Origin of the sequence: Paenibacillus tyrphae (assembly GCF_027925525.1) — a bacterium.
Taxonomy (GTDB): Bacteria; Bacillota; Bacilli; order Paenibacillales; family NBRC-103111; genus Paenibacillus_G; species Paenibacillus_G tyrfis_B.
The window spans coordinates 13,748-38,918 of the sequence record NZ_BSDJ01000040.1 but is presented as its reverse complement, the minus strand read 5'-3'; the positions used below and the strand labels follow the sequence as shown (position 1 = coordinate 38,918).

The following is a 25,171-nucleotide window of genomic DNA, read 5'->3' as shown; positions in this document are numbered from 1 at the left end:
CGATTTCGTTATCAACAGTTAATTTTAATTAATATTTTAGTTAACTTAACAGTAGGTCAAAAAAATTAGTTTCCTTTCGCCTGTTCCTCTTCAACAATAGCTTTCAGCTTCAAAACAATATTTCTCAAAGTCAAAATATCGTCCATCCCCAGCTTTGAATAGTAACGCTCAATAATGGAACGTTCGATCTGCTCGTTTCGGGCCATATATTCGGTGCCCCGCCGATCCAGTTCAACAATGATCTCCCTGCGGTTGCTTGGATTGATCGACCGCTTGATGTACCCCGCTTTGTCCAGCTTGCCGAGAAACTGGCTGACGGCGCTTGGCGTAATTCCCATTTTATCGGCGATCTCGCCCGTATTGAGCCGGCCGTGCTTATGGACCATCCCGAGCACAATGAGCTGCTTATCCGTAATCGTCTCATCGACCAACGCGGCATATTCCAGCGTTAGCATCACATTGGTGTCGTATTCGGCTTTGTTGATCTCTTTCACGTAACGGATCAGCTCTTCAGTCATCTTAATCACCTTAACTATTAAGTTCACTTCAACATTAGTTTACTCGGTTTCCCGGCTGAATGTCAAATTTCGCAAGAAGTCGTCTTTGAAGTTTCGCCGCATGGGGTCGCAGAATATAGTGGTTTATGCATCTGTGCGGGTCGCGCACAATCTGAGGAGGAATGTACGTTCAGCGAAAAATCTCCTTTTACGAAGGACCACATTACCTACGCCCTTTTCGACATCGACCCTGCCGCTTATTATCAGGAAAGATACGCATTGGCTGCACCATTTAATCCATGTAGCGAAGCCGCTCCATCCCTTCCTGACACATCGCCCGGATCTGCTCGATGTCGATGGCCGCTCGTTCGGTACGGGTGCTGTTCAAGCTCACATTTAGCACGTTGTCGATCTCGTCGCGCGAAACGTCGGCCAGCTCCTCCAGCAGACCGAGCGCGGTTTCGTCCCGTTCGACAAGCTCCTCGTACCGCAGCAGATGAATGCCCCGCCCCGGATCGCGAAGCTCCGCATACTGAAGCGCCCGCTCGTTCCAGGTACGAGCGAACAAGCCGGCATCCCCCGACCAGTAAGACGTCTCGCTTTTCCATACATCAACGGGATGACGGACCAACAGAACGATCACGGCATCAGGGTAGCATGTTTTCAGCAGTTCGATTTCCGGTTTCCCGTAACGGACTTCCTTGAAGCCGATTCGGTCGTGACTGTCCCGGTATTCCGCATACATGGCGCTGAAGCATGCTCTAACGCCTTGTACGATTCCTTCCCTGACTCGTATCAAATCGGGCGACATATTGGCGATCCAGGTGTTCGGATTCTCGCCGCTCTTGAAGTAAGCTTCCTTTTCCTCCCTGCCTTGGATCGAGAAGTATCCCGCCAGCTCGCCGATTCTGACGAATTCGGATACGATTCCCCCGTGCTCTCCCCAAATCAGCGTTTTCCGGCGTGCGTTGAAGATGCGCTGAACCAGGGTAGAGCCCGTACGGTTAGCGACGGCCGAGATAATGATATCCATTCCAATTCCCCTTTTCGTTCAAAGTGACATCTAAGTCCGGATACGGTTCGTTGATGATAGGTGCCATCTCAAGTTTTTTTCTTAATATGTCTATGTCCGTTAAATGAAAAAAGAAGGAGAAATGCATATGTCCAGCGGAGCTACGGTCTGGTTAACCGGTCTGTCCGGCGCCGGAAAAACAACGATCTGCCGTCGGGTCGAAGAGAAGCTCGCAGCCGCCGGGCTCCCCGTCGAACGGTTGGATGGCGACGTGGTAAGGCAGCAGCTTTGTGCCGATCTTGGCTTCTCGCGCGAAGACCGCTTCCGAAGCATCGAGCGTGTGGCCTACGTGGCCAGGCTGCTCACCCGCAACCGGGTGATCGTGTTGGCCTCTTTTATATCCCCTTACCGGTCCATGAGAGACTATGCGCGCAAGGAAATCGACCCTTTTATCGAAGTATATGCGAAATGTTCGTTGGAAGAATGCATCCGTCGGGACGTCAAAGGACTTTACCGAAAAGCGATAAGCGGGGAAATTGCTCATTTCACGGGGATCTCCGATCCATATGAAGAGCCGGAGCAGCCCGACCTTGTTGTCGATACGGAACAGGAAACCGAAGAAGCAAGCGCAGCCAAAGTGGTGGAGTACTTAACCGCGAGGGGTTACATCAACGCGTTTCTGAATTAGGAAACAGAGGACGGGTCAGTCCCGCTTCTCGCCATGCAGGGCAGACAAGAATCATCCACGGAACTCCCTATCCCCTCTAGATGCTCAATTTCATGATAAGGCAAGCAGCGATGAAACGTAACGGAACAGCATTGTCGCCGCAATGCCCGTCACAACCGTGCCCAACAAGCTCCGCGTGAAATAGGCTACGGCAAAGGCGGGAACGGCGGACAGCAGAGCGACGGGCTGCGGCGAGAAAGCGCCTTTCGAAACGAGCAGCTCTTGCGCCAGCAAAGCGGACATGACGGCAATCGGGATATGACCGAGCCAGCGAAGCCCCCAATCCGGCAAACGGACGCGGCTCAGTACGATAAGCGGCAAAATTCTCGGGAGCAGCGTCACGAGCGACGCTCCCAGAAGCATCCATAGAAAGCTCGGCCTTATTTCCATTTTTCAATCCACACTCCTATACTTGCGGCGAACAAAATCGCGATCAGCACGCCTGCGCTTTCGGATATAAAAACACTCCCGGCAATGGCCGTCACGACGGCGCTAAATGCTACGAGGAGATCTACGCCAGGCTTCGACCGCTCCATCAGTTGAAGCATGAACAGCCCGATGAACATAGCAGGCAAAGCATAGTCCAGCCCGAATTTCTCCGGGTCGGGGATCCATTGACCGAAAATGCCCCCGGCCACGTTGGCGACGAGCCAGTTGAGGTAAGCGGTCACGTTGAGGCCGAACATCCACTTCTCGCTGCCCTTGGACTTGCCCGTTAATCGGGAAGCGGCTACGCCGAACGTCTCGTCGGTTAACAAGGAGCCGATCCCCGCATTCCTCCATGCCGGCAGATGCCGGAAATAAGGCGCAAGCGCAGCGCTCATAAGGAGATGGCGCAGGTTGACGAAAAATACGGTAAATATAATAGCCGTGGCAGGGCTCCCAGCCGCCATCATGCCGGCAGCGATAAACTGCGCCGAACCGGCATACAACAGCAAGGACATCAGCGCAATTTCGGCAAGGGACATCCCTGCCGTCTTCTCGACGACGCCGGCCGCGAAGCCGATGCTCAAATAGCCCAGCACCGTAGGCAAGCAGTCCTTCACGCCTTGCATAAAGCCTTCTTCGTTTCCAGTGCTCCCCGGGTAAACTGCATGAATGGGTTTCTCGCTCATGGTTCCTCCCGCCCGTCGTTCCGTTTTCCGGTCACGACATGGGTCAGGGCCTGGTTATTCCGCCACAGCGCATCCAGCTTCTCCGGACCGACTTGGACCGTGATTTCTTCGAGCATGATGTCGTGCCGGACATATTCCGTCGCTACCAGCACGAGAGCCGGGTCGTGCGTCTTGACTGCCCAAGCGGTCGATTTGCCCGAAAAGTTCGCGATCAGCACCTCTTCCCCGTCCCGGGCGGCAATCGTCAAACAGCCGCCGGTCCGCTCTTTCACCACCTCCGGAGTCATGTAGTCATGGTGAAACGTCGTCCCGATCTGCGTCCCCGGCGCTCCGAACAGAACGGAAAAAACAGGTACGCCCTCCCGGAGATGACGCTCCACCGATGCCTTAACCTCGGGAACCTGCGGCTCCCAGACGGAAAGCCACAGCTCCTTCTCCGCTCTGCCGATCAGATCCGCAATTTCGTTCATGACCGATTCATCGCTGCGGATATGCCAGATGACATCCATTTCCCGCTCTTGCTGAAGCATCGTCAATGATTTCTCCAAATATGCAAAGGACTGGTCGAATTGTTTCCTCAACCGGCCGATCCATTCGTCCGCCGGCACCGGGGCATATTTTACCGGCTCGGATGGGACAAGATGAACCGCGCCTTTGTCCATCAGCTTCCCGAGCACCTCGTAAATCATCGACCGGGGGACGCCCGAACGCTTGCTTATTTCGTAGCCTGTGACAGGGTGCGACTTCAGCAGGCCGACGTAAGCCTTGCACTCGTATGGCGAAAAACCGAGCTTTTGCAGTTCCTTGAATATGTCTTCCATAGTTCCCCCTCATAGTAGTTAGTATACTACCTACTTTAAACGAAAGGGATTCCGATTGTCAAAATATATCTAGTTTGAGGCCAGTCTTACCTTATAAAATACGAGGTGTTCACATCCACCCGCTGAACGCCTAGAGCAATCTTATTCCTCATCTGATGAAATAGCAGTGTCCGGCGCATCACCGGCGCGAGCATGCGCCGCAGTCTGAGCAGCCCCGGGGACTTCATGGCGATCAAGCGGGCCTGCATCGCTTGCATGCTCTGAATTTCAGCTACCGCCGGCTTGCGGTAAAGCTCGTACCTTTTCAGAAGCTCGGCAGGCACAATGCCGTAGCCTCCGGATTCCAACGCCTTCATCACCGTATCGTGCGCGACGACCGCGTCCTGAATGGCCAGGCTGTTGCCCTGCCCGGAAAACGGTGAAGCGATATGTGCCGCATCTCCGAGCAGAAGCAAGCCGTCCTTCACCCATGTATCGGTCATGCCAACCTGTATGTCCAGCACCGAACATTGCTTAAAGCTCCTGAGATGGCACGGAAGCACGTTCTGCAGATCCGGCTCGACGGCAATTAAGGTACGGACGAAATCTTCGATACCTTTTTTCACGAGCTCCGGATACGTCTTTTTCGGAATCACCCAGCCGACCTGCACTTGATCCTCGCCTTTGGGAATATAGATCAGCATGCCTTCGTCTTCGATCTGGATTTGCAGCGGATAATCCTTGCCCGGGACTTTGGGCATATCGAACCATACGAAATCCAACTCGAACTCCCCCATCGTCTGGCCTAGGCCCGCCAGCTTTCGAATCGTGGAGTGGCGCCCGTCCGCTCCGGCAACAAGCCGGCAGCGCATTTCCAATTCCTCGCCCTCGTGGTTTTTGGCGATCAAGCCGTGCACCGCGCCATCTTCTTCGATCAGGTCCGCCACCGCCGTCCCTCCGAAGTACGTAAAGTTAGAGTAACGAGCAGCCTGCCCGATGAAAAACTCAAGCAGCGGAGGCTGCGGAATGGTCAGACCGTAATTGTACGGCGGTTCCAGCTCGTCGAAGCGAACCTCGAACAGCGTTTTGCCATGGTCGACAAACGTAAATTTGGGCACACGCTGATGCGGAATATGTAAGATGTCTTCCAGCGCACCGATCTGATCGAACACCTTAACGACGGACGGTTGAAAAAAATAGCCCCGGAATTCGCGGTCCAAGCGGTTATGCCGTTCCAGCAGCGCCGTTCTCACGCCGCTCCGCGCAAGCAAATAACTGAGCATGCACCCTCCGGGTCCGGCCCCGACGACCGCGACGTCTACGTCGATTATTTTCATAGCAAACCAACCTCCATTTTCGTTTATTAAGTAATTAGTTAATGAAATGGCTAAAAAAATTTAGGTGACGATGTTCAAAAACTGCTTGATCGAGATCCGGATATACTCCGTACTCTGCGTGTCATCGTCAGCGAACCGGGCGGTCATTAAGAAATAAAAAACCATCGACGTCTGCACATTGCGGATCGCGACCAGCAGCTCCTGCGGGTCCAAACGAACCTGCTGCGCAACAAACGCGTAAAGCAGCTCGACGCCTTCCCGTATAATGTCCTCCACTCGGGCACGAATCTCGGAATTGCGCTGAGCCTCGCCGAAGCACATCACGATCAAGTCCTGCTGCTCGCGCAAATTGCGGAACAAGGCTTGAAAATACGCCGTCAAATTGTGCTCTAGCGGAGCTTGCTTGTCCATGGCCGCCAGCGCTTGCCGGATGGAATGCAGGAGCGTGTATTTGTCCAGTATGGCCCACAGCAAATCTTCCTTGGACTGAAAATAGTGATAGATCAGGCCGTCCGTAACACCCGCTTCCTTGGCAATATCTTTGGTCGTGCTTTCGCTGAAGCCTTTGCGGGAAAACGTCCGAAGAGCGGCATCGATCAGCTTGCTTTTCGTTTCCAACGCCTGCTGCTGGCGGCTTGTTCTTGTTTTCATCGGAACTCATCCTTTTGCGCAATGGAATCCACATTCACTAAGTGACCACTTAGCAAAATGATATACGACCCCGTCGGCTTTGTCAATCTCCGTAGAAAGCCCGCTACTAGGAAAACCTCCCTCTGATGCAAAAAAGCCGGAATTCCTGTCTTAAAACAGAATTCCGACTGTTTCGCGCCTGAGCGAGATGCTACTTCACTGCTACTTCACTTCAAAACGCTTCAAGATGTCATCCAGCAATAAATTGGCCGCTTTAATGCCGCCCGCCGTGTTCCAGATCGTCTCATTCACCTTGAACACCTTATTATTTTTGGCGACGTTTAAGTTTTTAAATACCGGACTGTCGAACCATTCCTTCGCCTTGTTCGAGACATCGTTTTTCCCTTTGGATTCGGACACCCAATAGAACAAAATGTCGCCATCCATGAGATCCATTTTTTCCTGCGAGATCATTTCGGCAAACTCCGGCTTGTCCTGTGATGCCGGACGGGCGAACCCGAGCTGCTCCAGCAGCACGCCGCTGAACGTATCCTTCTTGTAGATTTGCGTGCCTTTGAACGAAAATTTGACGATGGACACTTTACTCGCCAATTTCGGTCCGAGCTTGGCTTTGGCATCAGCAACGCGCTGATCGAATTCCTTCATCACTTTTTCGCCTTCGGCTTTCTTATTCAACACATCGGCGTAAAAATTAAAGTTTATTTTCCACCTGCCGGTCAAGTCTTCGGAAAAAACGGTCGGCGCAATCTTCGACAGCTGCTCGTAGATCTTCTCATGCCGCGTTTTATTGCCAAGAATAAGATCGGGATTTAGCTGAGCAATCGCTTCGAGATTCGGCTGATCCTCATAGCCGAGTACCGCAACGCCGTGCATCTCCGCTTTGATATGGTCATGCCAAGGCTCGCCTTCCCACGATTGAATGGCTCCGACCGGCTTGATGCCGAGCGCGAGCACGGCTTCCGTCCCCTCGTTCGTCAAGACGACGACGCGCTTGGGCGTTCCCTTGATTTCCGTCTCGCCCATGATGTGCTTGATCTTCCGTACCTCGTCCGCTTTGGCCGCAGGTGCGGATGCAGTAGCCGCTCCTTTGCTGTCGGTACCGTTAGCTGCGTTCCCGCCCGTTTCCGGCGCTTTCGTTCCGCAGCCCGCAAGGACGATCATCATGCAAAGCAGAAAAAAAGCAGACATTCTAAATCGAAACTGTTTTAACAACTACGCTCTCCCCCAATGTGTTTAATAAACGGCTGCCACAAAAATGATAATGATTATCATTGTCATGAATGAAATTACCTGATATTAGCTGTTTTGTCAATACATTTTCGGCTGTACCGGCCCTCCCCGCCCGCGCGTGCTGGACAAACGCTCACACCTTGCCGTTGGAACCGAATATATTGGATTTAGTGGAACGACACCGAAAGGAAGTGGGAGCATGCCGAGCGATACGGCAAAAGAATTGTATCTCGAGTTGCTGAAGAAAACGATTTTGTATGAAATATGGCTCGAACACGAACCCGGCGCTACCGTCGAAAACCGCAGGCAAGGCTTGGACTGGCCGATGCTCGCGCACAGTATGATCGGCAGGCTGCGCATGAACAGCTTGCATCAGCATATGGATTCCGTGCTCGCGGATAACATCGAAGGCGATTTTATCGAGACGGGAGTATGGCGTGGCGGGGCATGCATCTTTATGAGAGGCTTCTTGAAAGCAAACGGCGTGAAGGACCGGCGCGTCTGGGTGGCCGATTCGTTCGAAGGCTTGCCCGCCCCGGATGAAGCCCGCTATCCCGTCGATAAGGGGGCTATATTTCACGAGCAGGAGTTTCTAAAAGTCTCGTTATCCGACGTGATCAAAAATTTTCAGCGGTACGATCTGCTGGACGATCAAGTGCGCTTCCTGAAAGGCTGGTTCGAAGACACGCTGCCAAAGGCGCCGATTGAGAAAATCGCCATCGCCCGGCTGGATGGCGACATGTATTCCTCGACGATGGATAGCTTGACGAACCTGTACCCCAAAGTATCTGTCGGCGGCTATGTCATTATCGACGACTATTCGATCGGTTATTGCTCGGCTGCGGTACACGATTACAGGAAGGCGCACAACATCGAGGACCCGCTCATTCCGATCGATAGGACCGGGGTGTATTGGCGCAAGACGAAGCCGTAAAGCTTCGCGCCGCATGAGGGGCTGAAGAAAAAAATCTCTCGATTGACAAATTCATGCAATCGAATTTACAATAATCTTGTAGAAAATCAACATAAGGGCCATGCATTTTTTAGACCGATATTGTTATCGGTTTGAAAAACAACCCCGGTATCTCTTAGGAGACGCCGGGGTTGTTTGTTTTAAAGGGGGTGACTCATCAGAAACCGGATCGAACGACAAAAATGTAAGCGTTTCATTTTTTTACACACACTTAGGAAGCAGGAGGACATGATATTGAAAACATTCCCGAAATTTCTTGCAGCCGTTCTTGCATTGTCGCTGACCGCGGCCCTGCCCCCGCTTTCGCCGGCGGCGTCGGCCTCTCCAGATACGTCCGTGTCCAACAAACAAAACTTTTCGACGGACGTTATTTACCAGATCGTGACCGACAGGTTTTCCGACGGCAATCCGGGCAACAATCCGACGGGGAATGCGTTCGACGGCACCTGCAGCAGCAATCTGAAGCTGTATTGCGGCGGCGACTGGCTGGGCATCGTCAATAAAATCAATGACGGCTATTTGACCGGCATGGGCATAACCGCAATCTGGATTTCCCAGCCTGTCGAAAATATTTATTCCGTCATCAACTATTCCGGCACGAACAGCACCGCCTACCATGGCTACTGGGCGCGCGATTTCCAAAAGACCAATCCCGCCTTCGGCAGCATGACCGATTTTCAAAACCTGATCAACGCCGCTCACGCCAAAAACATCAAGGTCATTATCGATTTTGCGCCGAACCATACGTCCCCGGCCACGGAGACGAACACCGCCTTCGCGGAAAACGGCAAACTGTACAATAACGGCGCCTTGGTCGGAAGCTACACCGGAGATACGAACCGTTATTTCCACCATAACGGCGGAACGGATTTTTCGACGCTGGAAAACGGAATCTACAAAAACCTGTTCGATCTTGCGGACCTGGACCATAATAACAGCTTCATCGATACGTATTTTAAAGAAGCGATCCGGACCTGGCTGGATCTCGGGATCGACGGCATCCGGGTGGATGCGGTCAAGCATATGCCTTTCGGCTGGCAAAAAAATTGGATGGCTTCCATCTATAACACGAAGCCCGTCTTCACGTTCGGCGAATGGTTTCTGGGCACGAATGAGGTAGATCCCGCCAATCATCAGTTCGCCAACGAAAGCGGCATGAGCCTGCTCGACTTCCGGTTCGGGCAAAAAGTGCGGCAAGTGTTCCGTGACAATACGGACTCCATGCTTGGTCTGGACAGCATGATTACCGGGACGGCCGCAGATTATGCCCAAGTGAACGATCAGGTGACCTTCATCGATAACCATGATATGGACCGTTTCCAGCTATCGGGCACAAGCAACCGAAAGCTGGAGCAGGCGCTTGCCTTTACGCTGACATCCCGTGGCGTACCGGCCATTTATTACGGAACCGAGCAGTATATGACCGGGAACGGCGATCCGAACAACCGGGCGAAGATGACCTCGTTCTCGACGGCAACCACCGCCTATAACGTCATCAAGAAGCTGGCCCCGCTCCGCAAGTCGAACCCGGCGATCGCTTACGGAACAACACAGCAGCGGTGGATCAACAACGACGTCTATATCTACAAACGCAAATTCGGCAGCAGCGCGGCGGTCGTCGCCATCAACCGCAACCTGACCTCCCCCGCCTCGATCAGCGGGCTCGTTACTTCGCTGCCGGCAGGCACTTACACCGATGCGCTGGGAGGACTGCTTAGCGGCGGTAGCCTGTCGGTAGGCAGCGGCGGCGCCGCATCCTCGTTCACGCTGGCCGCCGGCGGCGTATCCGTCTGGCAGTACACAGCTGCGCAAACGGCTCCGGCGATCGGACATGTCGGCCCGATGATGGCCAAAGCCGGCAATACCGTCACCATTGACGGCAGAGGCTTCGGCTCGACGAAGGGCACGGTCTATTTCGGCACGACGGCCGTTACCGGCGCCAATATCGTCTCTTGGGAGGATACCGAGATCAAAGTCGTCGCACCGGCGGCCGCAGCGGGCAAATACGGCATCAAAGTCAGAACGGCCGGCGCGGCGGACAGCAACGTGTACGGCAGCTTCAACCTCCTGACCAAGGAGCAGGTCAGCGTTCGCTTCGTGCTGAACAACGCCTCGACGACGCTGGGGGAAAACGTTTATCTGACAGGCAGCGTGAGCGAGCTCGGGCAGTGGGAACCGGCTAAAGCGATCGGTCCGCTGTTTAACAAGGTGATGTACGCTTATCCGAACTGGTATTACGATGTCAGCGTTCCAGCGGGAACGGCCATCGAATTTAAATTTATCAAGAAAAACGGCAGTTCCGTCACCTGGGAAGGTGGCTCCAACCATACGTTCACCACGCCTTCCAGCGGTACGGCAACCGTAACGGTGAACTGGCAGCCGTAATGCGGCCCGATTGCAGCCGGCAAAAAAACTCGGTGAGTAGGTCGAATCGGTCTTGAGTTTCCGCCAAAGAGGTGCTATAGTATTGCTAAAATTAAAGGCAATGCTACCAAGCAAAAAAGGTACAACCTCGCGTTTCACATCGGGGTTGTGCCTTTTTTTATTGCCAAGGAGGATGCCATCATGTTACTGGAAGCTATTTACCATCGCCCGAAATCCAACTGGGCCTATGCCTACGATGAGCGCACGATCCATCTGCGCCTGCGTACCAAGCGGGATGACGTCGAACGGGTCGCTTTGATCGTTGGCGACAAATACGCGTGGGACCGAACTGTCGAAGAGCTACCCATGACCAAGTGGGTCAGCGACACGCTGTTCGATTATTGGCATGTAGCGGTGCAGCCGCCCTTGCGCCGTATGAAGTACGCCTTCCGGCTGGAAGCGGGCGAAGAAGCCGTCTGGTTGATCGAGACCGGCATTTTGAACGAAGAGCCGAAGGACAGCATCAAAATGTTCGATTTCCCTTTCCTGAATCCGGCGGACGTGTTCACCCCCCCGGCTTGGGTCAAAGACGCCATTTTCTACCAAATCTTCCCCGAACGGTTTGCCAACGGAGACCCGGGCAACGATCCGGAAGGCGTGGAACCGTGGGGCGGCGAGCCGACGCCCAAAAACTATTTCGGGGGCGATCTGCAGGGTGTCATCGACCATTTAGATCACCTGAGCGCGCTGGGCGTCAACGCCATTTATTTCAATCCGGTGTTCAAAGCGACCACCAACCATAAATACGATACCGCCGATTATATGACGGTAGATCCTCACTTCGGCACGAACAAGACGCTGAAGAAGCTGGTCGAGACTTGCCACGAACGCGGCATCCGCGTGCTGCTGGACGCCGTCTTCAACCATTGCGGGCACACGTTCCCTCCCTTCCTCGACGTGAAGGAAAAGGGAGCAGATTCCCGTTACGCCGGCTGGTTCCACGTACGGGAATGGCCTCTCGACGTCAAGGAGGGCATTCCGACTTACGATACGTTCGCGTACGAGCCGATCATGCCCAAGCTGAATACCGAACATCCCGAAGTGAAGGAATACCTGCTCAACGTTGCCAAGTACTGGATCGAAGAAGTCGGTATCGACGGCTGGCGTCTGGATGTGGCGAATGAAGTCGATCACCGCTTCTGGCGCGAATTCCGCGACGTCGTGAAGAAGGCCAAGCCCGATGCCTACATCCTCGGCGAAATTATGCACGACTCCATGCCATGGCTCATGGGCGACCAGTTCGACGCGGTGATGAACTATCCGCTGACGAATATCATTATCGAATTTGCCGCCAAAAAGGAACGGGACGGCGCAAGCTTCGCCAACGCCCTGGGTGCTCTCCTGGCCAGCTATCCGCAGCAGGCGAACGAAGCCGCCTTCAACCTGCTCGGAAGCCACGACACGGTGCGTCTGCTAACCCTCTGCGATGAAGACAAGCAGCGGATGAAGCTGGCTACGCTGCTTCAATTCACGCTCACCGGTACGCCGTGCGTCTATTACGGCGACGAAATCGGTCTGACCGGAGGCTACGATCCCGGCTGCCGCAAATGCATGGAATGGGACGAAGCGAAGCAGGACCGTGAGCTGTTCACGTTCTTCCAGCAGGTCATCGCGCTGCGCAAACAATACGAAGCGCTGCGCACGGGCGATCTGACCTTCCTGTTCACGCAAGAAAACGATATGTGCCTTGCCTACGAACGCTCGCTGGGCAGCGACCGCTTGATCGTCGCCGCCAATGCGGGGGCTGAAGCCGATACGCTGGCTCTGCCGGTCGCCGGCCGTCATTGGAGGGACCTATTGACCGAAGAAGACCTGATCGCAGACAACGGCGAATTGCATCTGTGCTTGCCCGCAAACGGCTTCCGTCTTCTGCTTGCCCAATAAAGAGCGCCCCTCCCCAAGCTAATGTCCGCACGAAAAAAGGGACAAGCTCCGCAGGTTATGCGGGACTTGTCCCCTTTCCTTTTTGCCGTTTCGATTGGTCTTCAAGCGCTGGTCTTAACCTTTGCTTGCCCCCGCCGTCAGCCCTTCCACCAGGAAACGCTGTAAATAAATGAACAGGAGCGAGATCGGAACCGCAATCAGCACGGCCGCCGCCGCAAATAGCGTAAAATTGCTGTTCTGGTTGCTGCTGATCTGGTCGTACAGGCCGACGGCCAGCGTCCATTTGTCTCTTGTGCGCAGCACCATCCGCGCGAAAATAAAATCGATCCAAGGGCCGACAAACTGCGTCAGCGCAGCATAGGCGAGCATTGGCTTGGAGAGCGGAAGCATGATTTTGACGAAGATCGTAATGTTGTTCGCCCCGTCGATTCTTGCCGCTTCATCCAGACTGCGCGGGATCGTATCGAAAAAACCTTTGGCAATAAAGCTTCCAAGCAGCGGAGCGCCGAAGGAATAGACGATGATCATCGCCAGATGCGTATCCAGCAGGTTCAATTCCTTCAGCAAGATGTAAATGGCGATCAAGCTCATGAAGCCGGGAAACATCCCGAGAATCAATAAGGTGGACAGCGCGGTTTTGCGTCCTTTGAACCGGAACCGGGACAGCGCGTAGCCGCACAGCAGCACCATTAACGTCCCGAAAACCATCGATAGAGTGGCGATTTTGAGCGTATTCCAATACCAGGTACCGAACAGGAAGCTTTTGGACGTGAACAGCTCCGTATAATGCTCGAACACGAATTGCTCGGGAAGTAAAGTTTTGCTGTACAAGGAACGACCCGGCCGGAAGGAGGCCAGAATGACCCACAGCGCCGGATATAAGCAGCATATGCACGCCACGATCAGAAACAGATAGCTGAACGTCAGCCGAATCGCATTGCTTAATTTTCTCCCTATCATTGGATCATATCCTCCTCCCGGAACGAACGGGTCCTGCGGTAATTGTAGATCGAGAACGAAGCAATGATCAGGAAAATGATAATACCGACCGCCGAGGCCATGTTGAACTGGCTTTGGTTCAGCGTCAGCTTATATAACCAGGTAACAAGCAGATCGGTTGCACCTGCGTATTGATACTCCCCTTCGACCGGATTTCCGTCCGTCAGCAGGAAGATCGCATTGAAGTTGTTAATATTTCCCGCAAACTGCGTAATCAAGATCGGAGCCGTCGTGAACATGACCATCGGCAGCGTAATGATGCGGAACTTCTGAAACGCGGTCGCCCCATCCACTTCCGCCGCCTCATACATATCGCGCGGAATCGTCGTCAGCACGCCCATGATCAGCAGCATGGAAACGGGCACGCCGACCCACATGTTCACGACGATAACCGTCACTTTGGCCCACAGGGGGTCCGTCAGCCACGGCAGCTTCTCCAGTCCGAAATACGATAAATATTGATTGATCGGTCCGAACTGGCCGTTGAACAGATTTCGCATCACCAGCAGAGAAATAAGCTGCGGAATGGCATAAGGGATGATCATGATCGTCCGCCAAAACCCTTTGAAGCGGATATCCTTTTGCTGAATGATCAGGGCCACCAGAAACCCGCCAAAAAAGGTCGTGATAGTCGACAATACCGCCCAAATGATCGTCCAGCGCAGGACGCCGAAGAACGTATGGCTCCAAGTCTTGAGTCCGACAAGGTCCTTAAACGTCTGAAACCCTACCCAGTCGACCAATTTGGCCGGGGGCATATGGTTCGGAGAAGAATAGTTCGTGAAGGACAGCAGAATCATAAAGATGATCGGCATAATGGTAAAAAACAAAATACCGGCCGCAGGCAGCATCAGAAACGCTTCCGCAAATTTTCTGTCCCGGATATAGGCAAGCGACTGGATGAAATTATTCGGCCTTCCCCCTGCCTCCCGCAGCTTTCCGACGAGATACGCATCCTTGACGGCAAGCACGTACAGCAAAATGAACAAGCCAAGCACCAGCAAAGTAATGACGCCCTGAATCAACAAAAAGATGGAGTGGTCGCCGGGAACCATTTTGGCAATGCCGTTCACCTTCTCCAGATGCATCGCCTGTTCGCCAAGCGTTGCAATGCCCCACAGCGCCTGGCCTAAATTTTGGACGAAATACTTCAGCGTCGCCACCTCGATGAGCAACAGCACCAGCCCTTTAAGCCATTGCCGGTTATACCATTGTCCTAAGCCTAATCCGATGCATGACAGCACCGCTGCGGTGATCCGATGTTGAGACATAGTACGACGATGCTCCTCTCCCCGAAAAAAAATGTGGAATCACCCGCCGTATTCCGCGACGGGTGAACCCTGGCTCAGCCTCCCGGTCCGTTATTGCTTTTTACCGCTGTTGATGAGCTCTTTCAGACGGGTAGCCGCCGTATTGAGCGCCTCTTTCGGATCTTTGCCGTTGTTCCATACTTCCGTCAGCGCAGAGTCAAGCGGATTCCAGACGCTGTCCATTTCCGGGATCGACGGCATCGGCTGCGAGTTTTTGAACTGCGCGACAAAGCCGGAGATGATTGGATCGTTCTTGATTTGCGGGTCCTCTTGCGCCTCTTTGTTCGTGGGGATGGCTCCGACCTTCTTGTGCAGCAGAAGCTGGGCTTCTTTGCTGGAAGCGAATTGGGCGAACAGCTTGGCCGCGTTCGGATATTTCGAGAACGAGTTGACGTACCATGCTTTTACCCCGGAGAACGATACCGCCGGCTTGCCTCCGATCGTCGGAATCGGAGCGATGCCGAGCTTGTCGCCAAGCGCTTTCTTGTAGCCGGTCAGCTCCCACGGACCGTTGATGTCCATCGCCACATCGCCTGCCGTGAACAGTCCCCGCTTGATGTCCGGGTTGATATCGCCGGATTTCACGGGCAAAATTTCTCTCAAGCTGGCATACACTTTCATTCCTGCTAGTGCGCCTTCGTTGTTCAGGCCGATATCGGTTTTATCCGTGCCGTTTTTGCCGAACAGGTACCCGCCCGTCGAAGCGATGAACGGATAGTTAAAATAAGTATTGCCCGTTTCCCACATGATGCCGAATTTATTTTTGTCTTTGTTTGTGAACGTTTTGCTGAATGCGACGACGTCCTCGAACGATTTCGGAGCTTCCTTCACCAGCTCCTTATTGTAATACAGCGCGTAGGTTTCGGAGGCCCGCGGAAAACCGTACAGCGTGTTGTTGAAGGTAACGGCATGAATTGCGTTGTCCGTATTGTTTTTCTTCGTTTCCTCGGCAAACGAATCGTTCGGCAGAATTAATTGCGCCGATGCGGCCCGGCCCAAATGGTCGTGTGGAAACACTACCACGTCGGCTCCTACGCCAGCCGGACCGTCGTTAGTCAGTCGGGTAACCTGGTCCGTCGGAGCGATTTCGTCGATCTGAACCGGAATGTTGTATTTTTCGGTAAACAGCTTCGCGATTTCATCAGTGAACACGCGTTCATCTTTACTCTCCCAGATCACCAGCTTTGCGCCCGCTTCCGGCGTCAATGCGCCCGTTTCTCCCGCTGCCGCCGGCGACTGCGCATTGTTGTTTGAGGCCGGAGTCTCGGCTTCCGGTTTGTTCGTGCCGGAGCAAGCTGCCATCGAGACGGATAAGGAAGATACGGCAACCAGCGCCAAGAGCTTTCTCTTAAATTCCATTTTTGTGAGTACCCCTTTCAGTATCTAAAAATAGTCGTCCTGCCTTCGCGCTTGCGAAAATCAATTCGCGCAAACCTTTGCACACCAAGCTGCAATACCTGTTAAAAACAACTCAACTTCCGTCGACATCCCAGCTTGGAAACGCTTCATTCACAACATATCATACCTCGTGCACGAAAAATTGTAAAAACGTTTGCATACCCCATTTAAGCCGATTTTGGCAAAATCTCTCACTCCGATCCCCCTAATCCTTCCATTTTCTCAACTTCCCAGCATCTAAAGCCGTATTTTAGGGAAAATAAACCATTTTGTGATCATTTTGAAAACGCATATTTACAACAGCCCCGCTTTTGAGCTAACATTAAACCTAAAATGGCATGCATTTGTGCACTGGTTCGCGTTCAAACGTTTGCACAAGTCGCATTCTACATTTGGCGTCTCGGATATGTTACCATGGGGAACATACGCAGCTTCATTCCTGCAAGACAGCATCCTGCTGCCATATATTCCGCAAGAAAGCGACTCTCCTACCAACAGAACATCCGGAGGTTATGCATCCATGGCAATCACAATCGTCGACGTCGCCAAAAAAGCCGGCGTTTCCCCTTCCACCGTATCGCGCGTTCTTTCCAATCATCCCCGGATCAGTCCGGCGACCGCGGCCAAGGTGAGGGAAGTGCTGAAGGAACTTGGCTATCACCCCAACATTATGGCAAAGAGCCTCGTCTCCAAAACGACAAATACCATCGGTTTAATCTTGCCCAGACCGGCGGAGGAGCTGTTCCTGAATCTGTTCTTCTCCGAGGTGATCCGCGGCATCGTTACCCAAGCGGCACGTACGGGGTACGATCTCATGATGACGACGGGGACAACAGAGCGGGAAGAGCTTGAAGCCGTTACCCGGCTTGTCAAGGGCCGGCGGGTCGACGGCGTGATTTTGCTGTATTCGCGTCAAAGCGATCCGCTCATTTCGTTCATGCTTGAGCACGGCTTCCCTTTTGTCCTGATCGGACGAAGCGACGAGTTCCCCGATATTTTGTCGGTGGACAACGACAACATACAGGCGGCTTACGATGCTACCCGCCACTTGATCGCCCAAGGGCACAAGCGCATCGGATTTGTGAGCGGCCCGCCGAATCTGATCGTTTCGGGCGACCGGATGAAAGGATATTTGCAAGCGCTCAAGGACGCCGGAATCGAAGCTCGCCCCGAATGGATCGTCGAAGGAGACTTTTTGCAGGAAAGCGGCTATCGTGCGATGTCGTTTTTTATGTGTCTCCCCGAACGGCCGACGGCGCTTGTGACGATTGACGACGTCGTCGCTTTCGGTGTGCTGCGCGGGCTGACAGAGCTTGGCTACAAGGTACCGGATGATCTCAGCCTCGTCGGCTTCAACAACATCTCGTTATCCGAGCTGTCGACGCCGCCGATCAGCTCCATGGATATCGGGATATACCAGATCGGCTACACCGCTTCACAAACGCTCATCCGGGCCGTAAAGGGCGAAGCCATGCCCCAAAAGCGCGTGATCATTCCCCACCGCCTGATCGTGCGGGAATCGTCCCTCATTCAAGTCAAAAACTAGGAGAGATGCAGCACATGTACACAACGAAAAAGCCTTACTTGATCGACGCGATCGTCGGAAATTCCCGATTTCTCGCCTCTCTGGGCCGCACCGGCCGGATGTACCGCCTGTGGTGGCCGCATATCGATTACCCGCAGCATGTGGACGAAATCCGCAGCGGCCTGTACATCGAGGGGACCACACCAGTGACGACTTGGTTCGACGGCGAGGAAGACGGCTGGCGGCATGATTCCTCCTACGTGCCCCGGACGAACATGTTTAAGACGACGGCCGTGTCCGAACGCTTCCCGCTGTCCGCGGAGACGGTCGATTACGCCGTTCCGGGCGAAGATTTCGTCGTCCGCCAGTATACGTTCACGAACCGCGGCGAGGCGCCGGTATCGTTCCGCTTTATGTATTACTCGTCGTTCCGCTCGATGGAAACACCTTTTTATCATACGACCCAGTTCGACGAAGTGCACGATTCGCTCATGCACCTGCGGCACGAGTATATTTTTTCGGTCTCCAGTTCAAACGTTTGCACAGGATACCAAGCCGGAGCCGCTGTGTGGGAACAAGCGCAGACCGGCCGTTTAAACGGGAACGGCATTGACATGAAGCCGGACGGCGCGCTGTGCTGGCACATTGAAAAGCTGGAGCCGGGCGCGGCTGTCGAGGTGCCCGTATACATTGCCGCGGGCCAGACGCGCGAAGCCTCCCAGCAATCGCTGGCCAAAGCGAAGAGTCAGCCGCATACGTACTGGTACGACTTCACAGAGAGCTACTGGCACCGGTTCCTGAACGATGCCGTACCAGCCCCCGGATCGCGAAGCGAGATTCGCGAGCTGTATGAGCGTTCGCTGCTGGCGATGAAGCTGATGAGCGACGAGAAGTCCGGCAGCGTCGTGGCCGCTCCCGAATTCGACGAGCAGTTTTCCCGCTGCGGGGGCTACTCTTACTGCTGGGGTCGCGACGCCGCGTTTATTACGACGGCGCTGGACCGCGTCGGCCTGACGGAGTTGTCCGCCAAGTTTTACGAGTGGACCCTCACAGCTCAGGACCCGGACGGCTCCTGGCAGCAGCGGCATTACCACGACGGCCGGCTGGCTCCGTCCTGGGGATTACAGATCGACGAAGGCGCCTCGATTATTTGGGGCATGTGGCAGCATTATCTGCAGGTGCAAGATGAAGCTTTCCTGCAAAACGTATGGCCGGCCGTCGAACGGGGCGCCCGCTTCCTTACCGGCTACATGGATGCCGAAACCGGATTGCCCGCCTGCAGCATGGACCTATGGGAAGAGCGATTCGCCGAGCACACGTATTCGGCGGGCGCGGTTTTTGGCGGCTTGACCGCGGCAGCCTCTTTTGCCGAACAGCTCGGCAAGCCGGAGCTGGCAAGCGAATGGAGCCTCGAAGCAGAGCGCATCCGCCAGTCGATCGGCGAGCTGTGCTGGAACGAGGAGAATGGGGCTTTCTACCGCGCGTTAAAGCTGGCAGTGCCGGAGGCGGCCTATCGCGAGGCCCAGCAGCACGGGCTCGGCACCTCCGTGAGTGTCAATGCGAAAGGATATACGACCTACTTCCTGGAGCACGACCCGATCGTCGATATTAGCCTGATCGGCATTTCCGTTCCGTTCGGCGTCTTCCCTGCCGACGATCCACGAATGATCCGCACAGCGGATACGATCGAGCAATACTTGACGTCTCCCGCAGTCGGCGGCATCAAGCGGTACGAGAACGACCATTACATCGGCGGCAATCCGTGGATTTTAACGACGTTGTGGCTGTGCCATTACCGGATTCATCGCGGACAATACGCCGAAGCCAAGTCGCTCCTGCAATGGGCGATAGATCACCGCACGGCGGCAGGGCTTCTGCCCGAACAGGTCGACAAACAAACGGGAGAAACCGCTTGGGTCGTGCCGCTAACTTGGTCGCACGCGATGTTTATTTTAGCCGTCACCCTGCTGGCGGAGCATGGACAGTTGGATTAAAACGTACAAGCCCTTGGTTCTCCCAGCGGGAGCGGCCAAGGGCTTGATTTGTGTTCCGGGACGTTTCCCTGTAAGTACAACCGGCGTTACCGCGGAGCGGGATATTCGTTCAAGCCGGCCCAGCCGGTGCCCGGACCGATTTCGCCGGTTTCCCCGTTCCCTGCCCGGACATCCCCCTTCTCCAGAAACGGCGTAATTTTCACCCAATCGATGTACATCTTATCGGTAGCAAAGTTAGGCACCCCTGCCCATTCCTTAGGAAACCAGACGCCAAGCCAAAATTTCGAGGCTGCCCGGGGCACGTTCGTATAGCTCGTATGAATCAGCTTATTGTCGACGTAAAAATCGACTCTCTTCGGATCGGTGTGCCAATCGAACCGGTACACGTGCCAATTGCCGTCGATCTGCTCTGGAAAGTCCGTTACCTGCGAAGTATTCCGCGCTTCGACGACCCAGGTCGTTGTCATGATCTTGCGGAGGCTCTTGTCACCGGGCGCTTCGAAGTCGATCTCATGATTAACCTCGCCGTTGTTGAAAAAAGTCCAGAAGGCCGACACTGCACCGAGCTTCGGCACTATTTGGGCCCTCACTTCATAGCTTCCCGACGCATAGGCATATTTCGTCACGATGGACGCCCCGGTTCGTTTGCCGTCCGCCCGAGTCGAGCCGTCACGGTTAATTCCCCGGACCGGTCCGCTGTAAAGATCGCCGTTGCCGGTTAGTTCCACGATGCCGTCCCGGGTGACGGCCACATTGGCCGGAAGCACGCCGCCGTTCACGTCTTGACCGCCCCACTGCTGCTTCGCGATCAGCCATTTTTCAGGGTCGATGCCGTTCTTGAAATCGTCAAAGAACACGCCCGGGGGATGCGGCGGCGGGAGCGGACCTACCGACTTGACCGGCGGATCTTCATCCGGCAAGCTGCCGCCGATCTTGAGAGCGACGTCATCGACATAGGCGAATTTGCCATTGTCCGGATTTTTGTATACGTAAACCTGTACTTTCCGGGTGCCCGGAACCGTCCGGAACGAGAGTGACTTCTGTTCGTAAGCCGTAGATTCGAAGCCAAGCACAAATTTGCCGCCTGCCAGCTTCTTGTCGGAGGCATCGAGGCAGTCCGCTCCGATCCAGGCTTTTTCGCCCGGCGTGCCGGCTTTGCCTGCGCCGCTTAGCGTGACGATCGTATTTTCGCCTATCCCGTCAATCTTTTGCCCCATGCCGCCTTCGGTGGGACCAAGCTTCAGTGCCTTGGTTCCGCTTTGAACGTCAGTGGTTACTACGGTCGACGCTCCCCAATCCTCCCAGTCGGCCTTGCCCTGCTCGAAGCCTCCGTTTTTCACCAGGTTCGTATCGGCCGGGAGCGGCCCTGCGGCAAGTGACGGCGCCGGGACGGAATAGATCAAGGCCGAGAGCATGGATAAACCCAGAAGAGCGCTTACAACAATGCGAAAACTTCGATTAGTCTTTTTATTCATAGACCGTTCCTCCCTTCCATCATTTGGATTATCATAAACGAGCCCCCAGGAATACGTCAACCTTTTCTGTAAATAAAATGAAAAGCGCCGGTCTTGTCGAGCTCCGAACCCGGAGTCGATCCAACCGATGCTTTTCTGCGTGACTTGCTTTCCGGCTTATAACAAAAAATAAAAACTGACGCCCTTCTCGGTATTCGTTACCCCGTAACGGCTTTCGTGCAGCTCCAAAATATGCTTGACGATCGCCAGGCCCAGCCCCGTTCCCCCGGTTTTCCGGTTGCGAGAGCGTTCCGCACGGTAAAATCGTTCCCAGATGTCATCCAGTTGATCCTCGGGAATGTTCTCTCCCTCGTTATCGATGGAGACTTTGAGCCGCTCCCCGTCGCTTTCGATGCGGACGGTAATTTCGCTGCTAGGCACGGCATGACGGATTGCATTGATCAAGATGTTGAACAGCACCTGCTCGATCTTGGATTGATCCGCATAGACGGGATGCTCGCCCGCAGCCATATGAACGACCTTCAATCCCTTTTCGTTCAAATGATGCGACAGCTTGTCGACGATATCCTCGATCAGCTCGCTTACCATAAACCGGCTCTTCTTCAGCTTGATGGTCTTGGATTCCAGCTTCGTCAGCTCCAGCATATCTTTGACGAGGTCTTCCATTTTTCCGGTTTCGTCCAGAATCACTTCCAAATATCTCTCGCGCTTGCTTTCGCTGATGCCGTCCCGCAGCCCCTCGGCAAACCCCTTGACAATGCTGAGCGGCGTCTTCAATTCATGGGAGGCGTTGGAGACAAACTCCTTCTGCCGCTGCTCCATCCGCTGCTTCTGCTCCATATCCGCCCGAAGCTGCTCGTTGGCCTGATGCAGCTCCTTGAGCGTATGATCCAGCGTTTCGGACAAGCTGTTCAAGCTGAGGGACAAGCTGCCGAACTCGTCGTTACCCCGGATGGGCGATTTGGCGGAGAAGTCCAGCTTGGCCATGCGCAGCGCGATTTTGTTAAGCGCAAGAAGCGGTTTGGTCACGAATTTGGAAAAAATCAGCGAGAGCAGCAAGATCAGCACAATGCCGCCAATCGCGATATATAGGTAGAACAGCCGCAGCGCGTCGTAAGCCTCGCTAATCTGCTGCAGCGAGGTGACCGCGAAGAGCAGCTCGCTCACTTTGCCCTCGCGGATCACGGGCTGAACCGCGATAAAGCTGCGCACGCCGGTAAGCGTCTCCGTCCATTCCTTTTCGATCATTTTGCCGCTCTGCAAATCGGCTTTCTGCTCGTCGGTAAGCGGGAACCAGTCGTCAATGGCAAGGTACAATAAGCCCTGGCGCAAGTTCCATAGATTCGGGCTGGGCAGCAGTGCGTCGGTGATGACGCCGGAAATTTGCTCCAACGGACCTTCGATGCTGCTGGTTTCCGCGCTGCCGATGTCCTTCATTCCGGCTTTTTTTATGACGAGCGGGTAGATCAATTCTTTGGTCTGTTCGTCATCGAATACGCCCTCGACCTGAATCCGGTCGCCACGCTGCAAGTGGGCCGCCAGCAATTCCTTCTGGTCGGACTCGGACAGCAGCATCAAGGAAATCTTGACCGAAGCGCCTTTATCGTCACGGATGACGATGCGAAAAAAATTGTCGTATTTCACCTTTCCTTCTGGATTCAAGATTGCGAGCTGGGCTTTATTTTGGCTGATAAACAGCCCCATCTCGCGGGTGATACGCGGCTCGTCCCAACGGTTCGATGCATACTGCTCGCTAAAGGACTGCAGCTTTTTTTCCAATCCGGCCAATCTCTGATTCTGGTAAAACTTCTCAAAAAATAGCAATTGCCCGAGTAGAACGATTGCATAAAACAACAAGAAAAAAGACGCTGTGATCGCGAACAGCTTGAAGGTAACGCCGCCTTTTCTCATCGGTCCTCCTCGAATTTATAGCCGGCGCGGATGACGGTGCGAATATGCCGCGCCTCGTCCCCCAGCTTCCCGCGCAATTTTTTAATATGGGTATCGACGACCCGCGGATCGCCGAAATAATCGAACCCCCATACCTGATTCAGGATCGCTTCACGGGACAGTACGATCCCTTCGTTTTTGACCAAATAAAGCAGCAGCTCATATTCTTTGGGCGTCAGCTCGACTTCCAACCCTTCCATTTCGACGCGGTGCGACCGTTTGTTGATCGTGACCCGGCCAAAGCTGAGCATATGATCTTCTTTTCCGACCGTCCCCTCGACGCGCTTCATTAGCGTTTTAGCGCGGGCAACGAGCAACTTCGGGCTGAACGGCTTGGTGACGTAATCGTCGGCGCCCAGCTCGAAGCCGAGCATTTTGTCGTCTTCCTCCGACTTCGCGGTGAGGATGATGATCGGAATCGCCGATTTGGCGCGGATCCGCTTGCATACGATCCATCCGTCCAGCTCCGGCATCAAAATATCCAAAATGACGAGGTCCGCATTCAGACCATCCAGCATGTCCAATGCTTGCCTGCCGTTCTCCGCCTCGTAGACGGTCCACTGTTCCCTTTCGAAATAATCCGCCACAATCTCGCGAATGAGGCTCTCATCTTCGATGAGAAGAACTTTTCGTTCCATAGCAATGACAACTCCTGTTTATCCGGTAACGTGCTTACCTGTTCCATTATACATGTGTTTTGTGTTTTTCGTGTGTTCCGGGCAGCAATTAAAACAAGAGCCTTCTTTTGCCGATAGGACACATGAAGTACACAACGGCGCGTTATAATGTTGGCAGACAAACTTGGCGCGTTCCCATCGAAAGGATGTTCGTATGAATATGATGGCCTTTCTTCAAAGAAAAGATGTGCGGCGCTTCGGCATTCTCGCGCTCTTCTGCCTGCTGTTGTTCTGGCTGAGAGGCATGCTGAACCTCATCTTGTTGACATTTTTGATGACGTTCCTTATGGATCGTCTTCATCACTTGGTCCATCGCTGGATTAAACCGATCATTCCTGTCGATTCCAAGCTGCTGCTCTCCATTCTGTACGTTTTGTTTGTCGCGGTACTGGTGGCCGGGGGCTTCAAAGTGTTTCCCTCCCTCGTTCACGAAATAGGTCAACTGATCGTCACCGTCAAGCACGTATACGCTCATCCGCAGAACGAAATCGTGAGCTATCTCGTCTCCGTCGTTCATCAGCTCGACCTTCACAGCATCATCAAGCCCGGATTGGATATGATCAAAAGGGTCGGCCATTGGGGCTTCGAATGGTTTCTGGCCGTCATTATGAGCTTGATTTTACTGCTCAGCAAATCGAGCGTCATCCGGTTCACGCACAAGCTTCGGGCGAGCAAGATCGGATGGCTGGTGGAAGAAATCGAATACTTCGGCCAAAAATTCGTCCTCACCTTCGGCAAAGTGATCGAAACCCAGCTGCTGATTGCACTGATCAACTGCGTGCTGACGACAATCGCCTTATGGGCGATGGGCTTTCCCAATTTGTTCGGCCTGGCGCTCCTAATCTTCGTTCTTGGCTTGATTCCCGTCGCCGGCGTATTTATCTCGCTGATTCCGCTGTGCGCTATTGCGTTCAGCCTTGGCGGGTTTGTCTATGTCATCTATCTGGTCGTGACAATTACCTTGATTCACGCCTTGGAAGCCTACGTGCTCAATCCACGGCTGATGGCTTCGAAGACGCATCTGCCGATCTTTTACACCTTTATCGTGCTCCTGTTCTCCGAGCATTTCTTCGGAATCTGGGGCCTGATCGTCGGAATTCCGACATTCGTATTTATCCTTGATTTATTGGAGGTTCAAACGGTGGGACAGCCGATTCGCCTTGCGCTTCCCCCATCCCCTAAGGAGGAATGAT

At 54.0% G+C, this 25,171-nt stretch carries 21 protein-coding genes; 7 read left to right on the top strand and 14 right to left on the bottom strand.

The genetic code is table 11. From position 1 onward, the window contains the following. Nucleotides 1-65: 65 nt before the first annotated feature. Both QMG93_RS31155 and QMG93_RS31150 read right to left on the bottom strand, forming a co-directional pair. Nucleotides 66-518, bottom strand: a complete 453-nt coding sequence (locus QMG93_RS31155; protein ID WP_281943508.1) for a MarR family winged helix-turn-helix transcriptional regulator — start codon at nt 516-518, stop codon at nt 66-68. 271 nt (nt 519-789) lie between these two features. Continuing rightward, nucleotides 790-1,530 carry a sulfotransferase gene (locus tag QMG93_RS31150; RefSeq protein WP_281943506.1) on the bottom strand — a complete coding sequence of 247 codons (741 nt, stop codon included), beginning with the start codon at nt 1,528-1,530 and terminating at the stop codon, nt 790-792. Between the two features lie 127 nt (nt 1,531-1,657). On the opposite strand from QMG93_RS31150, the gene cysC reads away from it, so the two are divergent. After that, nucleotides 1,658-2,197, top strand: a complete 540-nt coding sequence (cysC, locus tag QMG93_RS31145) for an adenylyl-sulfate kinase (protein WP_281943504.1) — start codon at nt 1,658-1,660, stop codon at nt 2,195-2,197. A 90-nt stretch (nt 2,198-2,287) separates the two neighbouring features. On the opposite strand, the gene QMG93_RS31140 is transcribed toward cysC, so the two are convergent. The 6 genes from QMG93_RS31140 to QMG93_RS31115 form a co-directional block, all read right to left on the bottom strand. Continuing rightward, nucleotides 2,288-2,626 carry an AzlD domain-containing protein gene (locus tag QMG93_RS31140; RefSeq protein WP_281943502.1) on the bottom strand — a complete coding sequence of 113 codons (339 nt, stop codon included), beginning with the start codon at nt 2,624-2,626 and terminating at the stop codon, nt 2,288-2,290. After that, nucleotides 2,617-3,351 carry an AzlC family ABC transporter permease gene (locus tag QMG93_RS31135; RefSeq protein ID WP_281943500.1) on the bottom strand — a complete coding sequence of 245 codons (735 nt, stop codon included), beginning with the start codon at nt 3,349-3,351 and terminating at the stop codon, nt 2,617-2,619. The genes QMG93_RS31140 and QMG93_RS31135 overlap by 10 nt, the downstream gene beginning before the upstream one ends. After that, entirely contained in the window at nt 3,348-4,172 is an 825-nt protein-coding gene (locus QMG93_RS31130) for a TrmB family transcriptional regulator (RefSeq protein ID WP_281943498.1), read from the bottom strand. The genes QMG93_RS31135 and QMG93_RS31130 overlap by 4 nt, the downstream gene beginning before the upstream one ends. Before the next feature lie 86 nt (nt 4,173-4,258). Then, nucleotides 4,259-5,488 carry an FAD-dependent oxidoreductase gene (locus QMG93_RS31125; protein ID WP_281943496.1) on the bottom strand — a complete coding sequence of 410 codons (1,230 nt, stop codon included), beginning with the start codon at nt 5,486-5,488 and terminating at the stop codon, nt 4,259-4,261. Nucleotides 5,489-5,548: 60 nt separating this feature from the next. Further along, nucleotides 5,549-6,139 (bottom strand): TetR/AcrR family transcriptional regulator, encoded by a 591-nt coding sequence (locus QMG93_RS31120; protein ID WP_281943494.1) that lies wholly within the window; start codon nt 6,137-6,139, stop codon nt 5,549-5,551. 201 nt (nt 6,140-6,340) lie between these two features. After that, a complete protein-coding gene (locus QMG93_RS31115; protein ID WP_413789363.1) occupies nt 6,341-7,327 on the bottom strand; it encodes an ABC transporter substrate-binding protein in 987 nt (328 codons plus the stop codon). Nucleotides 7,328-7,568: 241 nt separating this feature from the next. Between QMG93_RS31115 and QMG93_RS31110 the strand changes: the two genes are divergently transcribed. The 3 genes from QMG93_RS31110 to QMG93_RS31100 all read left to right on the top strand — a co-directional run bounded on the left by QMG93_RS31110 (nt 7,569) and on the right by QMG93_RS31100 (nt 12,650). Further along, the gene (locus QMG93_RS31110; protein WP_281943492.1) at nt 7,569-8,303 is read left to right on the top strand and encodes a TylF/MycF family methyltransferase; all 735 of its coding nucleotides are present in this window, start codon (nt 7,569-7,571) and stop codon (nt 8,301-8,303) included. A gap of 273 nt (nt 8,304-8,576) precedes the next feature. After that, the gene (locus QMG93_RS31105; RefSeq protein ID WP_413789362.1) at nt 8,577-10,727 is read left to right on the top strand and encodes an alpha-amylase family glycosyl hydrolase; all 2,151 of its coding nucleotides are present in this window, start codon (nt 8,577-8,579) and stop codon (nt 10,725-10,727) included. A gap of 180 nt (nt 10,728-10,907) precedes the next feature. Then, entirely contained in the window at nt 10,908-12,650 is a 1,743-nt protein-coding gene (locus tag QMG93_RS31100; RefSeq protein WP_281943488.1) for an alpha-glycosidase, read from the top strand. Between the two features lie 114 nt (nt 12,651-12,764). Here the strand turns inward: QMG93_RS31100 and QMG93_RS31095 are convergent, their stop codons facing one another. The 3 genes from QMG93_RS31095 to QMG93_RS31085 all read right to left on the bottom strand — a co-directional run bounded on the left by QMG93_RS31095 (nt 12,765) and on the right by QMG93_RS31085 (nt 16,318). After that, nucleotides 12,765-13,610 (bottom strand): sugar ABC transporter permease, encoded by an 846-nt coding sequence (locus QMG93_RS31095; protein WP_281943487.1) that lies wholly within the window; start codon nt 13,608-13,610, stop codon nt 12,765-12,767. Further along, nucleotides 13,607-14,920, bottom strand: a complete 1,314-nt coding sequence (locus QMG93_RS31090; protein WP_281943485.1) for a carbohydrate ABC transporter permease — start codon at nt 14,918-14,920, stop codon at nt 13,607-13,609. Before QMG93_RS31090 ends, QMG93_RS31095 begins: the two co-directional genes overlap by 4 nt. A gap of 90 nt (nt 14,921-15,010) precedes the next feature. After that, nucleotides 15,011-16,318, bottom strand: coding sequence for a maltose ABC transporter substrate-binding protein (locus QMG93_RS31085; protein ID WP_281943483.1), 1,308 nt, complete (start codon nt 16,316-16,318; stop codon nt 15,011-15,013). A 559-nt stretch (nt 16,319-16,877) separates the two neighbouring features. Here QMG93_RS31085 and QMG93_RS31080 point away from each other — a divergent pair. Beyond that, nucleotides 16,878-17,903 (top strand): LacI family DNA-binding transcriptional regulator, encoded by a 1,026-nt coding sequence (locus QMG93_RS31080; protein WP_281943481.1) that lies wholly within the window; start codon nt 16,878-16,880, stop codon nt 17,901-17,903. A gap of 14 nt (nt 17,904-17,917) precedes the next feature. Beyond that, nucleotides 17,918-19,876, top strand: coding sequence for a glycoside hydrolase family 15 protein (locus QMG93_RS31075; protein WP_281943479.1), 1,959 nt, complete (start codon nt 17,918-17,920; stop codon nt 19,874-19,876). Between the two features lie 86 nt (nt 19,877-19,962). Here the strand turns inward: QMG93_RS31075 and QMG93_RS31070 are convergent, their stop codons facing one another. The 3 genes from QMG93_RS31070 to QMG93_RS31060 form a co-directional block, all read right to left on the bottom strand. Next, nucleotides 19,963-21,351 (bottom strand): family 16 glycosylhydrolase, encoded by a 1,389-nt coding sequence (locus tag QMG93_RS31070; protein ID WP_281943477.1) that lies wholly within the window; start codon nt 21,349-21,351, stop codon nt 19,963-19,965. 156 nt (nt 21,352-21,507) lie between these two features. After that, entirely contained in the window at nt 21,508-23,262 is a 1,755-nt protein-coding gene (locus QMG93_RS31065) for a sensor histidine kinase (protein ID WP_281943475.1), read from the bottom strand. Continuing rightward, nucleotides 23,259-23,939 carry a response regulator transcription factor gene (locus QMG93_RS31060; protein WP_281943473.1) on the bottom strand — a complete coding sequence of 227 codons (681 nt, stop codon included), beginning with the start codon at nt 23,937-23,939 and terminating at the stop codon, nt 23,259-23,261. Before QMG93_RS31060 ends, QMG93_RS31065 begins: the two co-directional genes overlap by 4 nt. Nucleotides 23,940-24,132: 193 nt before the next feature. Here QMG93_RS31060 and QMG93_RS31055 point away from each other — a divergent pair, with 193 nt between their 5' ends. After that, nucleotides 24,133-25,170: an AI-2E family transporter gene (locus tag QMG93_RS31055; RefSeq protein ID WP_281943471.1), complete on the top strand. Its 1,038-nt coding sequence runs from the start codon at nt 24,133-24,135 to the stop codon at nt 25,168-25,170. Nucleotide 25,171: the final 1 nt, after the last annotated feature.

Bases quoted from the DNA above. Each gene is read 5' to 3' on its own strand.
- QMG93_RS31120 (WP_281943494.1), bottom strand. From the start codon at position 6,139: ATGAAAACAAGAACAAGCCGCCAGCAGCAGGCGTTGGAAACGAAAAGC.
- QMG93_RS31135 (WP_281943500.1), bottom strand. From the start codon at position 3,351: ATGAGCGAGAAACCCATTCATGCAGTTTACCCGGGGAGCACTGGAAAC.
- QMG93_RS31095 (WP_281943487.1), bottom strand. From the start codon at position 13,610: ATGATAGGGAGAAAATTAAGCAATGCGATTCGGCTGACGTTCAGCTAT.
- QMG93_RS31100 (WP_281943488.1), top strand. From the start codon at position 10,908: ATGTTACTGGAAGCTATTTACCATCGCCCGAAATCCAACTGGGCCTAT.
- QMG93_RS31140 (WP_281943502.1), bottom strand. From the start codon at position 2,626: ATGGAAATAAGGCCGAGCTTTCTATGGATGCTTCTGGGAGCGTCGCTC.
- QMG93_RS31085 (WP_281943483.1), bottom strand. From the start codon at position 16,318: ATGGAATTTAAGAGAAAGCTCTTGGCGCTGGTTGCCGTATCTTCCTTA.
- QMG93_RS31080 (WP_281943481.1), top strand. From the start codon at position 16,878: ATGGCAATCACAATCGTCGACGTCGCCAAAAAAGCCGGCGTTTCCCCT.
- QMG93_RS31090 (WP_281943485.1), bottom strand. From the start codon at position 14,920: ATGTCTCAACATCGGATCACCGCAGCGGTGCTGTCATGCATCGGATTA.
- QMG93_RS31115 (WP_413789363.1), bottom strand. From the start codon at position 7,327: ATGTCTGCTTTTTTTCTGCTTTGCATGATGATCGTCCTTGCGGGCTGC.
- QMG93_RS31060 (WP_281943473.1), bottom strand. From the start codon at position 23,939: ATGGAACGAAAAGTTCTTCTCATCGAAGATGAGAGCCTCATTCGCGAG.
- QMG93_RS31130 (WP_281943498.1), bottom strand. From the start codon at position 4,172: ATGGAAGACATATTCAAGGAACTGCAAAAGCTCGGTTTTTCGCCATAC.
- QMG93_RS31055 (WP_281943471.1), top strand. From the start codon at position 24,133: ATGAATATGATGGCCTTTCTTCAAAGAAAAGATGTGCGGCGCTTCGGC.
- QMG93_RS31155 (WP_281943508.1), bottom strand. From the start codon at position 518: ATGACTGAAGAGCTGATCCGTTACGTGAAAGAGATCAACAAAGCCGAA.
- QMG93_RS31150 (WP_281943506.1), bottom strand. From the start codon at position 1,530: ATGGATATCATTATCTCGGCCGTCGCTAACCGTACGGGCTCTACCCTG.
- QMG93_RS31075 (WP_281943479.1), top strand. From the start codon at position 17,918: ATGTACACAACGAAAAAGCCTTACTTGATCGACGCGATCGTCGGAAAT.
- QMG93_RS31110 (WP_281943492.1), top strand. From the start codon at position 7,569: ATGCCGAGCGATACGGCAAAAGAATTGTATCTCGAGTTGCTGAAGAAA.
- cysC (WP_281943504.1), top strand. From the start codon at position 1,658: ATGTCCAGCGGAGCTACGGTCTGGTTAACCGGTCTGTCCGGCGCCGGA.
- QMG93_RS31070 (WP_281943477.1), bottom strand. From the start codon at position 21,351: ATGAATAAAAAGACTAATCGAAGTTTTCGCATTGTTGTAAGCGCTCTT.
- QMG93_RS31065 (WP_281943475.1), bottom strand. From the start codon at position 23,262: ATGAGAAAAGGCGGCGTTACCTTCAAGCTGTTCGCGATCACAGCGTCT.
- QMG93_RS31125 (WP_281943496.1), bottom strand. From the start codon at position 5,488: ATGAAAATAATCGACGTAGACGTCGCGGTCGTCGGGGCCGGACCCGGA.